Raw genomic sequence first — 14,484 nt, forward strand, 5'->3', positions numbered from 1 at the left:
GGCCCATGATTTCAACTATTTCCCTTGTTGCTTTGGGTGGCGCGATTGGTGCCACGTGCCGCTATCTTGCTGGCGTTGGCATATTGCGTTTAACAGGTCCGTCAGAGTTTCCTCTGGCGGTGCTTTCGGTCAATATTTTGGGCTCGTTTTTGATGGGCGTCTTTGTGGTGTTTGCCGCCAACAAAGGCCTTACGCAGTACAGCCCGCTGGTGATGACAGGTATGCTGGGCGGTTTCACAACGTTTTCCACCTTCTCGCTTGAGGCTGTGACGCTGATGGAACGTGGGCAAATTGCTGCGGCAGGCGCTTATGTTGCGTTGTCAGTTGTGCTAAGCGTGGGTGGATTAATTTTAGGGCTTTGGATCGCCAGAGGGGTATTCGCATGAGCCGTGTACAGACAATTACCGTAGCAGAAGGTGACGGGGATCAACGGCTTGACCGTTGGTTTAAACACCAGTTTCCACAAATCCCGCAGGGCCGCATCGAAAAGATGTGCCGCAAGGGTGAAATCCGTGTGGATGGGGGCCGTGTAAAGGGCTCCACCCGCGTGGAAGTCGGGCAAGAAGTGCGTATCCCGCCTCTGCCCACGGGCGAAGCGCCGCCGCCGCCCAGACGCACCACGGTCACGGATGCCGAGGCCAAAATGATCCGCGCCTGCGTGATCTACCGCGACGATCATGTGATCGCGCTGAACAAGCCACCGGGCTTGCCTGTGCAAGGCGGTTCAGGGCAGGGCGAGCGGCATGTTGATGCGCTGTCCGAAGCGTTGATGTTTGATCTGGACGAAAAACCGCGCCTTGTGCACCGTTTGGACAAAGACACGTCCGGCGTTCTGTTGTTGGCCCGTACCCGCGAGGCAGCCAAGGCGCTGACCGCCAATTTCCGTCACCGTGAGACGCGCAAAATCTATTGGGCTGCTGTCGCCGGTGCGCCGCATCCGCGCAATGGTACAATCAAGTTCGGTCTGGTCAAAGCTGGGGGCCATGGCCCGCGCGGCGAAGGCGAGAAAATGCATGCTGTCCATCCGCGTGATGTTGACAGCACCGAAGGTGCCAAACGCGCCACAACGGATTATTCCGTATTGGAGCAGGCAGGGACCCGTACCTCATGGATGGCGCTTAGCCCTGTGACAGGCCGCACCCACCAATTGCGCGTGCACATGGCCGAGATAGGACATCCGATCATTGGGGACGGTAAATATGGTGGATCAGGTCAGGAAAATATGGGCGATGGTTGGGGCGCGCAACTGGGTGGGGATATCTCTAAAAAGTTGCACCTGCATGCCCGCAGCCTGACAATCCAGCACCCCGCGACCAAAGCAATGTTGAATCTGGTAGCGCCCATTCCCGAGCATATGCAGCGGACGTGGGATACCTTCGCGTGGCACACGAAATTTGCACCTGACAACCCGTTCGGAGAGGACTGGGGATGAGCGACACGCCCTTGCGGCTGGTGATTTTCGACGTGGATGGCACGTTGGTGGATAGCCAGTCGGATATATTGGGCGCTATGCATTTGGCGTTTTCCAATGAGGGTTTGCCGACCCCGCCTCGCGCCGAGGTGTTGGGCGTTGTGGGATTGTCGCTGGATGTTCTGATGCCACAGCTTGCCCCTGATGCGGATAGCGCAGCGTTAGCGCGGTTGGTTCAGGGGTACAAAGACGCCTATATGTCCTTGCGTGCACAGCAGGGCGGCGCGATTTCATCGCCGTTCTACCCCGGTGCTCGTGATGCATTGGCGGCGTTGCATGCCCAGCCTGATATCCTGTTGGGCGTGGCCACAGGCAAGTCCAAGCGCGGGCTGGATAAGCTGATTGAGGCGCATGGGCTGGAGGGCATGTTTGTCACGCAACAAGTTGCTGATTTTCACCCGTCCAAGCCGCATCCTTCGATGATTTTACAAGCGTTGAGCGACACAGGCGTCGATGCCGAAAACGCTGTGATGCTGGGGGATACCAGCTTTGATATGGAAATGGCGCAGGCCGCTGGCGTGACAGGGATCGGCGTAAGCTGGGGCTATCACACGGCTGCGCAACTGACGGCGGCAAAGCACCGGATCGACAGCTTCGATGCGCTGCCCGCGTTGTTAGATACGATTTGGAAGGTCTGAGACATGAGCGAGTGGAAAGCGAAACGATTCTGGAAAGAGGCGCTTGTCGTTCCCACCGAGGGTGGTTTCACGGTTGAACTGGATGGGCGCGGTGTCAAAACGCCCGCTAAACGTGCATTGCACGTCCCAACCCACGCCATGGCCGCCGTGATTGCGCAAGAGTGGAGTGCGCAGCAAGATGCGATCAATCCCAATACGATGCCAGCCACAAAAACTGCAAATGCAGCCATCGACAAAGTTTCGCAGCAGCATGCGGAAGTGGCAGAGATGCTTGCAGCTTACGGGGATAGCGATCTTTTGTGCTACCGCGCGGATACGCCCGAAGAATTGGTTGCACGCCAAGCAGAGCAATGGGACCCGATTCTTGAGTGGGCCGCAGAGGTTCTTGATGCTCCTCTTTTGACTCGGACAGGGGTTATGCATATCCCGCAAGACCCTGTTGTGATAGAGAAATTAAGCCAACGGACCCACGCATTGGACAAATTCGAATTGGCTGCATTCCATGATCTTGTTGGTATGTCGGGCTCCCTTGTGCTGGGCTTTGCAGCTGCGTTGGATGTTAAAACGGCTGATGAGCTATGGGCGATTTCGCGGTTAGACGAGTTGTGGCAAGAAGAGCAATGGGGCGAAGACGAAGACGCCACCGCGCTTGCCGAGACCAAGCGTATTGCCTTTATCCATGCCAAACGCATGTTCGATCTGGCACAAGCCTGACGCCTATCGGGCCGCTATTCTTTTAATCAATGAACTGCGTTACACCTCTTTTTCCCGCTCTCTACTTGACCTTTATGCGGGAATCCGCCCAAACTCATGACCACTATATGGGCATTGCCCATAGCGTATCACCTCCGGCGCTCATTGCGCCGGTACATCCACCCGCAAGTGGTGGAAAATCAGGAAGAGGTAACAATGAAAAAATCAATTATTCTTGGCGCACTAACGATCGCCGGTCTGTCTGCTGGTGCAGCGGCTGCTGGTACGTTGGATGACGTCAAAGCACGCGGCACATTAAACTGTGGCGTTTCAACTGGTCTGGCCGGATTTTCCGCACCTGACGCAAATGGCGAATGGATGGGCTTTGACGTTGCCGTTTGTCGTGCGGTCGCTGCTGCGGTTCTGGGCGATGCGACTGCCGTAGAATTTGTACCTACAACCGGCAAGACACGCTTTACAGCGCTGTCCTCCGGCGAGATCGACATGTTGTCGCGTAACACCACATGGACATTCTCCCGCGACACCGACCTAAAGTTCGATTTCGCAGGCGTAAACTATTATGACGGTCAGGGCTTTCTGGCACCCAAAGCATTGGGCGTTTCTTCGGCAAAAGATCTTGATGGTGCAACTGTCTGCATCCAGACGGGTACAACAACAGAGCTGAACTTGGCCGACTTCTTCCGCGCCAACAACATCAGCTATGAGCCAGTGCCAATCGAGACAAACGCAGAAGCCATTCAGCAATATCTTGCGGGCGCATGCGACGTCTATACAACGGATGCCTCCGGTCTTGCTTCTTCACGTGCAACGTTCGAAACTCCCGGTGACCACGTTTTGCTGCCTGAGATTATCTCCAAAGAGCCACTCGGCCCGTTGGTTCGTCACGGTGACAATGATTGGGCGGACATTGTCCGCTGGACTTTGAATGCTTTGATCGCAGCTGAAGAGCTGGGTGTATCCTCGACAAACGTTAGTGAAATGGCTGCTTCGACCAACAACCCCGAAGTCGCACGTTTGCTCGGCGCCGAAGGCGACCTGGGTGCTATGATTGGTCTGGATGCTGAATGGGCCAAGCGCGCAATCGAAGCGCAAGGCAACTACGGTGAAGTATTTGCCAAAAACATCGGCGAAGAAACTCCAATCGGTCTGGCGCGTGGCTTGAACGCACAGTGGACAGACGGCGGCCTGCTGTACGCCCCACCATTCCGCTAAACAAACCGACAAAGGGCGCGCATCTGCTGCGCCCTTTGTTCTTTACGACCAACGATAAATAAATGACCCGGCAATGACGTCAAAAGGCGCATAAAACAGACCGGGACCACGGGGATACATATCATGTCGACACTCTCGGACCCTCCAAAGGGCTCGTTCCGGCTATCTATGCTGTTGAACGACACACGATACAGGTCGATGACACTACAGGTCATCGCAGCGATCATATTGGTTTCGGCCCTAGGCTATCTTTACTCAAACCTTGCGACAAACCTGCGCGAAGCCGGATTGAATATTTCCTTCGGCTTTTTGGGAAGTTCAGCCGGCTATGATATCAACCAGACGCTGATTGACTATAATAGTCAGTCAACGAACCTGCGTGCTGCATTTGTCGGGATTTTGAATACTTTGCTGGTGGCCTTTATGGCCTGCATCACCGCAACCATTTTGGGTGTTTTCGCGGGTGTTTTGCGCCTGTCCAACAACTGGCTTGTACGCAAGTTGATGTCTTTTTACGTTGAGATTTTCCGCAACATCCCCGTGCTGATCTGGATTATCATCATCTTCACGATCATGACTGCTGTAATGCCCGGCCCGCGGGAATTTCGCGGAGATGAACCGACGGCGTCCATGTTTATGGATCTTTTCGCATTCACGAACCGGGGCGTTTATACACCAGCACCTTATTTCACCCGCGGTTTTGGCGGCGGTGAGGGGAGCGCGTTAAACTGGTTGCTTGCTCTGGCTGTGCTGGTTGCCTCTTTCTTTGGCGCGCGGTTTATGACCAAAAGAGCCAACGTTGTTCAAGAAGCCACTGGCATTCGCCCCAATACACTTTGGACCAATTTGGCGATCTGGCTGTTGCCGATCACTGTGTTCTGCCTGATTCTTGGCCTTGCTTGGGATATTCCCGTCCTCAAAGGGTTCAACTTTGGCGGAGGGATCAAAATTGGCGGGCCGCTCATCGCTTTGTGGTTGGCCCTTTCTGTTTATACAGGGGCTTTCATCGCCGAAAACGTGCGTGCGGGTATTCAGGCCGTTTCACAGGGCCAGACCGAAGCTGCTGCTGCTTTGGGCATTCGCCCCCGTCGCGTGATGAGCCTTGTAGTGCTACCGCAAGCTCTGCGGGTCATCATTCCACCGCTGATTTCGCAATACCTGAACATTACCAAAAACTCGTCATTGGCGATTGTTGTGGGCTATGCGGATATCACGGCCACACTGGGCGGTATCACACTGAACCAAACAGGGCGTGCGATTGAATGCGTGCTGCTGTTGATGCTGTTTTACTTGGTGATCTCTCTGACGATCTCGACTGCGATGAATGTCTATAACTCATCCATGAAACTGAAGGAGCGCTGAGATGTCAGATACGCATGAACATTCCGTTGCTTTTGTACGGACAACCGAAATCCCCCAACAAACGGCACCTTCCAGTGCTGCGGGTCCGGTAAAATGGATGCGCGACAACTTGTTTGCCACATGGCCAAATGCGTTGCTCACTGTTGCTGCATTCTATGTGATCTATCTGGTGCTTAGCGCGACGTTGCCTTGGATCCTAGGCGGTCTGTGGACGACATCCTCGCTGTCCGAATGTCGAGAAGTGCTACAAGGACGCTCTGCTGCGTGCTTCTCGGTTCTGACAGAACGCTGGAACCAGCTTTTGTTCGGGTTCAAATATCCAGCCGAACTCTACTGGCGTCCGACATTGGCTTTTTTGTTGATGTTCATCGCCTTGGCACCGGTGCTGTTCTTTGACCTGCCGCGCAAGCTGCTGATCATCACCGGGTTGTTTCCTTTCGCGGCCTATTGGTTGATTTGGGGCGGTACGGTCTGGATTCCGGTCTTTGCCTTGGTTGGCTTTGTTGCTGGTTACTTTGTCTATGCCCGCTTTGTGGCGCAAAACTTCGCCGCTGGCTTCTTCGGCGGTATCGTTGCAGCGGCGGTTGTTTGGTACATTGGCGGCTTCGCTGTGGCGGCGCTGGCACCTGCGACCCCCTTCCTCGAAGCTGTGCCGTCGCGTGATTTGGGCGGTTTCATGTTGAATATGATGCTGGGCCTCACCTGTGTGTCCCTGTCAATTCCTCTAGGAATCGCACTGGCACTGGGGCGTCAAAGCTCGATGCCGTTGATCAAATGGATTTGTGTAATATTCATCGAATTCATCAGGGGGGTGCCACTGATCACGCTGCTGTTTGTGGCCAGTGTGATGTTGTCCTACTTCTTTCCACCTGATCAGACGGTTGATCTGTTCGTACGGGTTGTGATCATGATCACTTTGTTCTCGGCGGCCTATATCGCCGAGGTGATCCGTGGTGGTCTGGCCGCTTTGCCAAAAGGCCAATATGAGGCGGCGGACAGCCTTGGGCTGGATTATGCGCAATCCATGCGTTTGATCATCCTGCCCCAAGCGCTCAAAATTTCGATCCCTGGTATCGTGAACATTGCCGTTGGCTTGTTCAAGGATACCACGCTTGTTTCCGTTATCTCGATGTTTGACATGGTCGGTATGATCCGTGGTCCCATCCTCGCCTCCACTGATTGGAACGGCGTGTATTGGGAGCTGTTCGGCTTTGCCGCGCTGCTATTCTTCGTCGTGTGTTACGGCATTTCACAATATTCGCAGTGGCTGGAACGCCGTCTCGCGACAGATCATCGTTAAGGAGCCCGGAACATGGCTGAAGCTGCAAAACTACAAGTATCCGACGAAATCGCTATTTCGATCCAGAAGATGAACAAGTGGTACGGCACTTTCCACGTGCTGCGCGACATTGATCTGACGGTACATCGTGGTGAGCGTATCGTGATTTGCGGGCCATCCGGTTCGGGTAAATCCACGCTGATCCGTTGTATTAACGCGCTGGAAGAGCATCAAAAAGGCTCGATTGAAGTGGATGGCACGTTGTTGTCCTCAGACCTTAAAAACATCGACAAAATTCGCTCAGAAGTGGGGATGTGCTTCCAGCACTTCAACCTTTTTCCGCATCTGACGATTCTAGAGAACTGTACTTTGGCGCCGATTTGGGTTCGCAAGACACCCAAGAAAGAAGCCGAAGAAATTGCGATGCATTTCTTGGAGAAGGTGAAAATCCCTGATCAGGCTGATAAATATCCTGGGCAGCTTTCTGGTGGTCAACAGCAGCGTGTGGCGATTGCCCGTTCGCTCTGTATGCGTCCACGCATTATGCTGTTTGATGAACCGACATCGGCGCTAGACCCCGAGATGATCAAAGAGGTTTTGGATACGATGATCGAGCTTGCCGAAGAAGGCATGACGATGCTCTGCGTGACACACGAGATGGGTTTTGCCCGTCAGGTGGCGAATCGCGTGATCTTTATGGATCAGGGCCAAATTGTTGAACAGAATGAGCCGGAGGCATTTTTCAACAACCCGCAAAGCCCACGCACGCAGTTGTTCTTGAGCCAGATTTTGGGACATTAAACAACACTAAGCTGGACAGTTTTGAAGGGCGGGGGGAAATCTCCGCCCTTATTTCGTTAGGTCACGGGGCACTGTGAAATGCACGGCTGTCCCTGTCCCGACTTTGAGATCACGCCACGAGCTGATATCAAAATCAGCGATAAGCGTTGCGCAGGTGGGGAAGCGGTCAAATGCTTCATGATCGGGCCTTTGCGTCAGCAGCATGTCGGCCAGCATCGCACATCCCGGATTATGGCCGATCATCAATACACAATCCCACTCCATCCGTCGAAGCGCGGCAGCCATCACATCAGGCTCCGCCAGATAGAGATCTCTGGTGGTTGTGGCAGGCACATCCCCCAAGGCCAGACGGGACAGCGTTTCGGTTGTGCGGGCAGAGTCTGAACAGAGCGCATGATCAGGGCGGATGGCTAGACCGCATAACCATTCCCCGAGCGCTTCAGCGCCGCGTTGTCCGCGATTATTGAGAGTACGGGCGTGGTCCGAGGCGGTCAGATCGGACCAATCCGATTTGGCGTGGCGCATGAGTATGAGACGTTTCATGAATTTCCCTTAAAGGCGCGCATGTGGAATGCGGTTTGTTCCGTTGGACGGTTGAAGGATTGGCTGACGGGGCAAGCCAGGCGTGTCGCGCAGCCATGGGTCATACAGGCGCTCCCTTGCGGGCTGCGGATGTGGGCCTTGCAGGCGGGGACATCGTAGAAATGCGTGTCGGATAATGCGCCGATGGGGCAGGCGGGGATACAAGGGCGGTCTGTGCACTGGTCGCAAGGGCTGTGCGCGCTGGGGGCTGGCAGGGTCAGCCGCCCCTCAAAGATCAACGCACCGCGATAAGAGATCATCAAACCCGCACGGTTATGGACAAGCATCCCTGTCGGGCTGTCAAAAGCTTGGCCGCTGGCTTTGGCCCACGCAATGAAGGGCGCATAAGGCGGGCCGCCAAAGGGATAGGCCACGTCGATGGCCCCTGCTGCCTTGGCAATCAGGGGGATGACGCGCAGGGACCATCGGTCCAGTGCATCAGGCGCACCATCGATGTATTCGGGACTGGCGACAAATCTTTGCCAGAAATCAGGCGCGGTTCCGATAAGGACATGGGTTTGCGCGGGGGCGTCTGGCGGGCTGTGAAGCCCGCCCATTTCCATCAACCCGTAAGGTGCGGCCATTCCCTGAACCTTCAGAAGAACCGCCTGTGGGGATGGGGGATTTTGTTTCATCCGGCGCGGATGATTGAGCCGGCACCGTGTTCCGTGAAGAGTTCCAACAAACAAGCGTTTGGCGCACGGCCATCCAGAATAACCGAGGCACGCACACCTGCGTTCAACGCATCCAAGGCCGTTTGCGTTTTAGGGATCATTCCGCCCGCAATCGTGCCATCGGCTGTCATTTCTTCGATCTGGCTTGGGGTCAGTTCGGTTAACACTTCACCAGCAGCATTTTTAACACCAGACACATCGGTGAGCAGCAAAAGCCTGTCTGCCTTGAGTGCGCCCGCAATCACACCAGCGGCTGTATCGCCGTTGATGTTAAAGGTCTCGCCATTCATGCCCATGCCAAGTGGGGAAATGACGGGGATTAATTCCTTTTCGGCCATATCCCACAGCAGGCGTGGGTTGACCTTAACCGGCTTGCCAACCAGTCCCAATGCGGGATCCTCTGGTTCGCAAATGATCAATCCGCTGTCTTTACCCGAGACGCCAACAGCGCGGCCGCCTTGTGCAGAAATGGCTTGAACGATCTTGGCATTCACAAGGCCCGACAGGACCATCTCAACCACTTCCATGGTTGCCGCATCGGTCACACGTTTCCCGTTCAAAAATTCTGATTTGATGTTCAACCGCTTTAGCATGTCATTGATCATCGGACCGCCGCCATGCACGATCACAGGGTTCACTCCGACTTGGCGCATCAGAACAACATCACGGGCGAATTCATTCATCGCTTCGTCGCTGCCCATGGCATGGCCACCCAGCTTGATCACAACGGTGGCATCATTATAGCGCTGCATATAGGGCAGTGCCTGTGACAGAGTAGCGGCGGTAGCGGCCCAATCGCGGTTCATATCTTGTTTTCTCATATCCGTGGTCCCAAGGGTTTCAAGGGATCATAGGCGCTTATTCTAGCGTGGCAATCACTGTCCGCAACGTTGGAATTCCCCAGCCTTTTTCAGACGAGGTTACAATGATCTCAGGATAGGCGGCAGGGTGTTTACTGAGGGCGCCGCGAACTTGATTAAGAATTTCTTCGCGCTCAACTTCTTTGACTTTGTCAGCTTTGGTCAGCACGGCTTGGAAGGTCACAGCTGCGCTATCCAGTAGGCTCATGATTTCGTCATCAACAGATTTGACGCCGTGGCGCGCATCAATCAATACAAAGGCACGGCGCAGGGTTTGGCGGCCTTGCAAGAATTGCTTGAGCAGGCGCTGCCATTTTTCGACAACGGGCAAAGGGGCATTCGCATAGCCATAGCCGGGAAGGTCAACGAGGTAGAAATCATCACCAGCGGTGAAATAGTTGATTTCTTGTGTACGGCCCGGCGTATTTGAAGCACGCGCTAGTGCCTTCATACCTGTCAGTGCATTGATAAGTGATGACTTGCCCACGTTTGAGCGCCCGGCAAAACAAACCTCGATTCGCTCTGCGTCAGGCAGGCCAGACATGGCAACCACACCTTTGACAAATTCAGTCGGGCCCGCAAACAGTAGGCGGCCTTTTTCTTCTGATTGTGCGTCAGGTTCTTCGGTGAGGGGGAAGGGCAGTTGCATTAGACAAGCTCCAATTGGTCGCCGCAGGCAACATCGCCTGACTTAATGATCGAAGCGTAAATGCCGAAATCTTGATGGCCAAGGGTGTTTAGCGCTTTGAGCGTGTCTACATCCCTAAGGCCGGTTTGGGGGTTTGCTGCGGTCGCCATGCAGCGGCGAATGGGCGCTTCAATCTTCAGAAGAGCAGTGCCGAGGCGCATTTCACGACCGACCCAGTCAAATTCGTCCCATGCTGCAGCACCGTCAAACCAGAAGTTCCCGCGCCACCGTTCAGATTGTAGCGGGGCTTGAGCGATCTCTTCCAGTGCAGTTTGTGATGCGACATTACACAGCGACACCGAGGCAAAGGGACTATCGGTAAAGCCACGACCCTCAAGGCGGAAAACATCTGTGGGCTGCGCGCGGCTTGCGTCACACAATGGGGTAATCCAGTTTATCAGGCGGGATTTTTCCGTGTCGGGCTGTACCGTCAGGTCGGGCTGATCTGGATGGTGCAGCGTGATGGTTTCGGTGCGTTCATCCAACGTTGTGGAAATGGCGGCCAAAGCTGGTGTTTTGGCAACTCTGCCAAAGTTTTGGCAGGCCGCCCACTCGGTTCCGTCAGCTTTGGTCGCTTCATGGGCGATAGCCCACAGGCGGTCGTAGGGCATTGATTCGCCTTGAGTGAGCGTGACACGCGTTAGCGCCTCACGTCCGTGGCTTTTGATAGGATGACGCCAAAGCGCCGTTACCTTCATCACTTCTTCGGCTCTTTTTTGGATTTACGCCCCAAACTGCCTTTGATGTTGCCCAAAAGGTCAGGTTTGGCCCCTTGGCTGCGCATGATCAGATATTGCTGTGTGAAGGTGATCGTGTTGTTCGCGATCCAGTAAACCACAAGGCCGGAGGCAAAGCTGCCGAGCATGAACATGAAGACCCATGGCATCCATGCAAAGATCATCTGTTGTGTGGGGTCTGTGGGCGCTGGATTGAGTTTTTGCTGCAACCACATCGAAATACCCAACATCAACGGCAGAATACCGATAAAGACCAACGCCATCACGCTGCCCGCTTCGGGTGCGCCCCAAGGGAGGAGACCGAAGAAGTTGTAGAGTGAGGTTGGGTCAGGCGCGCTAAGGTCTTGGAAAGGCCCAAAGAACGGAGCATGACGTAGTTCGATGGTGACAAAGATAACTTTGTAGAGTGAAAAGAAGATCGGAATCTGTAGCAGGATCGGTAAACAGCCTGCGGCAGGGTTCACTTTTTCCTTTTTGTAGAGGGCCATCATGCCTTCTTGCATTTTCTGACGGTCGTCGCCTGCTTCTTCTTTCAGCTTTTCCATCTTCGGTTGAAGCGTTTTCATCTTGGCCATGGAAACGTTGGATTTATAGGCAAGCGGGAAAAGGACTGCTTTGATGAGGAAAGTAAGGCAGATGATTGCAATGCCCATGTTGCCAATGATGAGATTGAGTTTGTGCAGGAGCCAGAAAATAGGTTTGGTCAAGAAAGAGAACCAACCCCAATCAATCGCGTCGATAAAGTTATAAACACCGGCTTCTTCGTATTCTTTCAAAACGGCCCATTCTTTCGCGCCTGCAAAGAACTGTGACGTATTCGAAATGCTTTGGCCGGGTGCAACTGTTTGAACTGGGCTAACGGCTTCGGTCTGGTAGATATCGCGGCGCTCGTCATATTTGGCGACGGCTTTAAATGCTGTGCCTTGTGACGGGATCAGAACGCTCATCCAGAAGTGGTCGGTAAAACCAATCCAGCCATTTTCTGTGACGTTCTTCTCTTCGGTACGTGCCCCAGCGCGTTGATTGTATTCAAACTCCGGCATGTCTTTCCAGTTGGTCTCGGAGTATTCGCCATCGGCCATGGCGACGATACCTTCGTGAAGAATGAAGAAGTTTTTCAAATCCGGTGGTATGCCTTGGCGTGCAAGTACTGCGTAGGGTGCTACCGAAGCAGTCGTTTCGCTGGTGTTTTCAACGGATTGCGTGATGGTGAACATGAAGTTGTCATCAATTGCGATCTCTTTAGAGAACGCCAGACCGGCACCATTATCCCAGCGCAGGGTGACGGGCTTACCTACTGATAGGACATCGCCTGCTGCCAGTTCCCATACCGTGTTGGGACCGGGTACTGCGGTGGGGTCAACGCCTGCCGCTGCGGCCCAGCCGTGCAGGGCGTATTGGGCATTGTCTTCGTTCGCAGGGAAGAGAATTTCAACGATTGTTGCATCGTCTTCAAGAGTTGTTTTGTAGTCGACCAGCGAGAGTTGATCGATGCGGCCACCCAAGAGCGAAAGAGAGCCGTCTACACGATCCGTTTTGATCGCAACGCGTGCGGCATTGTCCAATGCTGTCGGTTCGGTCTCGGTGCTGGCTGTTGCCGCCGCGGCGATATCAGCACTTGGCGCGGCTGCTGTACCACCCGCAGGCTCGGACAAGGTTACCTCATCTACTGGGGCCGTCGCCTCAGGAGGTGGAAAAAGTACGAACCACACTAGGATCACAACGAAGCTGAGAACTGTTGCAATGATGAGGTTTTTGTTCTGATCGTCCATTGGCACCGCCACCTGATGTCTGAAAAACTGTCTGGTGGGTACACAACGGAGAGGACCAAAGGTCAAGCGGATTCGGGGCTGGATACGGTGCAGACTGTGGACAGGGGGAGATATTTTATTGTTATTTACCCCTCGTCTTGATGATCTGAGGAACATCTTGGAGCTTTGCGTTATGGGCAATGACCCAATCTATAGTTTGATCAAAGGGCATGGGGCGTGCAATGCTAAAACCCTGTACGTGATCACAGCCAAGCTGGGCAAGTAGCACATGTTCACCCACGGTTTCGACACCTTCAGCAAGCGTTTCGACCTGTAAACGCTCGGCCATTGTCAAAATCGCGCTGATCATACGTTGTTGTTCGGGGTCTTTATCCGCCTTCATGATGAAACAGCGGTCGATTTTGATCCTGCTTACGGAAAATCGGCGTATCGAAGCAATAGATGCGTTTCCTGTACCAAAGTCATCCAGATCAATCCGGCATCCCAGCGCCGCTAGAGCGTTGATGTTTTGGGTGATAATGTCATCCGATGAGCTGGCAACGACCGTTTCCAAGACCTCAATTGCGAGCCTGTCGGGGGTGAGTTCAAAGCGATCAATATCCCATTTTATTCTTTCCACTAAACGCGGGTTTTTCAAATCCAATCCGGTGAAGTTCACGCCAACCTGCGGTACAAAAATACCAGCGGCATCCCACTGCTTGAGTGCACGTAGGCTGTGGTAGGTCATAATTTCGGCAAGTCTTTCCAGTAGGTTGCAGGCTTCGATCGCCGGAAGGAAATCTGCTGGAGAAATTACGCCTCGTGTGGGGTGTGTCCAACGCGCCAGCGCTTCAAATCCCGTAACGCGGCCCGTATCCGTACAGGTTTGAGGTTGAAACCAAGGCGCGATTTCACCACCGTCCAGTGCGACAACCACGTCATCATGAAGCTCGCGGCGGGTTTTTCGTTCCTCGTGCATCTGTTCTGAGTAGGCACGAATGCAAGATCCTCCGCGCTTTTGGGCGCTGCGTAACGCGATGCTGGCCGCTTCGAGCCATTTGTTGCTTTTTTGCTCTGGCGTGCGGCTATTTTGGCAGAATCCGATGCACACATCGACATAGATGACTGTGCCCTCAACAGAAATGGGTTCTTCCGCCACGCTTTGCAGACGTGCAGCCAATTGAATGCATAGTTCGAGTGTTAGGGCGCGTGTTGGCTTTGTACAAATAGCAAAACGGGCATCGCCAATTTGACCTATAACATCACCATCAGGCATCATAGCCGAGAGACGTTCTCCGACCCGTTGGATCACGACATCGCCTGCAGCGGAGCCATATCTGTCTATCAGATCGGAAAAGCTCTCAACTTCCAAAACATATACACTTGAATGAAGACCCGTTTCCGTTGTGGCGGTGAATACTTTTTCGCAGTGGGTGAGCATGGGCCAACGGGCGAGCAAGCCGTGTCGCGTTGTTGTGCCCTTGTGTAGATGCTCTGCCGCAGCCCCTAAGCCACCAGAGAGTAAATACACGACAGGAATAAAGGCCGCGACAACAATAAGTGCCCCTTCGCCGCCAAACCAGAACGCCGCGAGCGAAAATGCGGGGACAATCGCAAGTGCTGGAGGGCTGGTCAGCAGGATGAACACGCGTCTTCGCAATGCTATTGCGGCTGGGAAATGGCCTTTGTTGATTTTGTGCAGCACAGGCGCTCCT

The 14,484-nt window shown here is 54.0% G+C and carries 15 protein-coding genes; 8 read left to right on the forward strand and 7 right to left on the reverse strand.

Features of this window, described 5'->3' with window-relative positions:
- Positions 1-5 precede the first annotated feature (5 nt).
- The 8 genes from crcB to GGR95_RS01715 all read left to right on the forward strand — a co-directional run bounded on the left by crcB (position 6) and on the right by GGR95_RS01715 (position 7,477).
- Positions 6-386, forward strand: a complete 381-nt coding sequence (crcB, locus tag GGR95_RS01680; RefSeq protein ID WP_184562124.1) for a fluoride efflux transporter CrcB — start codon at positions 6-8, stop codon at positions 384-386.
- Positions 383-1,432, forward strand: a complete 1,050-nt coding sequence (locus tag GGR95_RS01685) for an RluA family pseudouridine synthase (protein ID WP_184562126.1) — start codon at positions 383-385, stop codon at positions 1,430-1,432. Before crcB ends, GGR95_RS01685 begins: the two co-directional genes overlap by 4 nt.
- Complete coding sequence (locus tag GGR95_RS01690; RefSeq protein WP_184562128.1) at positions 1,429-2,109, forward strand: HAD-IA family hydrolase; 681 nt, start codon at positions 1,429-1,431, stop codon at positions 2,107-2,109. Before GGR95_RS01685 ends, GGR95_RS01690 begins: the two co-directional genes overlap by 4 nt.
- A gap of 3 nt (positions 2,110-2,112) precedes the next feature.
- On the forward strand, positions 2,113-2,823 hold the full coding sequence (locus GGR95_RS01695; protein ID WP_184562130.1) for an ATP12 family chaperone protein: 711 nt from the start codon (positions 2,113-2,115) through the stop codon (positions 2,821-2,823).
- 195 nt (positions 2,824-3,018) lie between these two features.
- Positions 3,019-4,035: an amino acid ABC transporter substrate-binding protein gene (locus tag GGR95_RS01700; RefSeq protein WP_184562132.1), complete on the forward strand. Its 1,017-nt coding sequence runs from the start codon at positions 3,019-3,021 to the stop codon at positions 4,033-4,035.
- 123 nt (positions 4,036-4,158) lie between these two features.
- Positions 4,159-5,397, forward strand: coding sequence for an amino acid ABC transporter permease (locus GGR95_RS01705; RefSeq protein WP_184562134.1), 1,239 nt, complete (start codon positions 4,159-4,161; stop codon positions 5,395-5,397).
- 1 nt (position 5,398) lies between these two features.
- Complete coding sequence (locus GGR95_RS01710; protein WP_184562136.1) at positions 5,399-6,697, forward strand: amino acid ABC transporter permease; 1,299 nt, start codon at positions 5,399-5,401, stop codon at positions 6,695-6,697.
- A gap of 12 nt (positions 6,698-6,709) precedes the next feature.
- On the forward strand, positions 6,710-7,477 hold the full coding sequence (locus GGR95_RS01715) for an amino acid ABC transporter ATP-binding protein (protein WP_184562138.1): 768 nt from the start codon (positions 6,710-6,712) through the stop codon (positions 7,475-7,477).
- Between the two features lie 48 nt (positions 7,478-7,525).
- Here GGR95_RS01715 and GGR95_RS01720 read toward each other — a convergent pair whose 3' ends face one another.
- From GGR95_RS01720 to GGR95_RS01750, 7 genes are all read right to left on the reverse strand, one after another.
- Positions 7,526-8,020 carry a SixA phosphatase family protein gene (locus tag GGR95_RS01720; protein WP_184562140.1) on the reverse strand — a complete coding sequence of 165 codons (495 nt, stop codon included), beginning with the start codon at positions 8,018-8,020 and terminating at the stop codon, positions 7,526-7,528.
- Positions 8,017-8,694 (reverse strand): ferredoxin, encoded by a 678-nt coding sequence (locus GGR95_RS01725; RefSeq protein ID WP_246423251.1) that lies wholly within the window; start codon positions 8,692-8,694, stop codon positions 8,017-8,019. The genes GGR95_RS01720 and GGR95_RS01725 overlap by 4 nt, the downstream gene beginning before the upstream one ends.
- On the reverse strand, positions 8,691-9,554 hold the full coding sequence (gene argB / locus GGR95_RS01730; RefSeq protein WP_184562144.1) for an acetylglutamate kinase: 864 nt from the start codon (positions 9,552-9,554) through the stop codon (positions 8,691-8,693). The genes GGR95_RS01725 and argB overlap by 4 nt, the downstream gene beginning before the upstream one ends.
- A 37-nt stretch (positions 9,555-9,591) precedes the next feature.
- Positions 9,592-10,242, reverse strand: coding sequence for a ribosome biogenesis GTP-binding protein YihA/YsxC (gene yihA / locus GGR95_RS01735; protein ID WP_184562146.1), 651 nt, complete (start codon positions 10,240-10,242; stop codon positions 9,592-9,594).
- A complete protein-coding gene (locus GGR95_RS01740; protein ID WP_184562752.1) occupies positions 10,242-10,979 on the reverse strand; it encodes an MOSC domain-containing protein in 738 nt (245 codons plus the stop codon). Before GGR95_RS01740 ends, yihA begins: the two co-directional genes overlap by 1 nt.
- Positions 10,979-12,790 carry a membrane protein insertase YidC gene (yidC, locus tag GGR95_RS01745; protein WP_184562148.1) on the reverse strand — a complete coding sequence of 604 codons (1,812 nt, stop codon included), beginning with the start codon at positions 12,788-12,790 and terminating at the stop codon, positions 10,979-10,981. The genes GGR95_RS01740 and yidC overlap by 1 nt, the downstream gene beginning before the upstream one ends.
- A 121-nt stretch (positions 12,791-12,911) precedes the next feature.
- Positions 12,912-14,474: a putative bifunctional diguanylate cyclase/phosphodiesterase gene (locus GGR95_RS01750; protein ID WP_343042026.1), complete on the reverse strand. Its 1,563-nt coding sequence runs from the start codon at positions 14,472-14,474 to the stop codon at positions 12,912-12,914.
- Positions 14,475-14,484 lie beyond the last annotated feature (10 nt).

The organism is Sulfitobacter undariae (assembly GCF_014196805.1).
Lineage (GTDB): Bacteria > Pseudomonadota > Alphaproteobacteria > Rhodobacterales > Rhodobacteraceae > Sulfitobacter > Sulfitobacter undariae.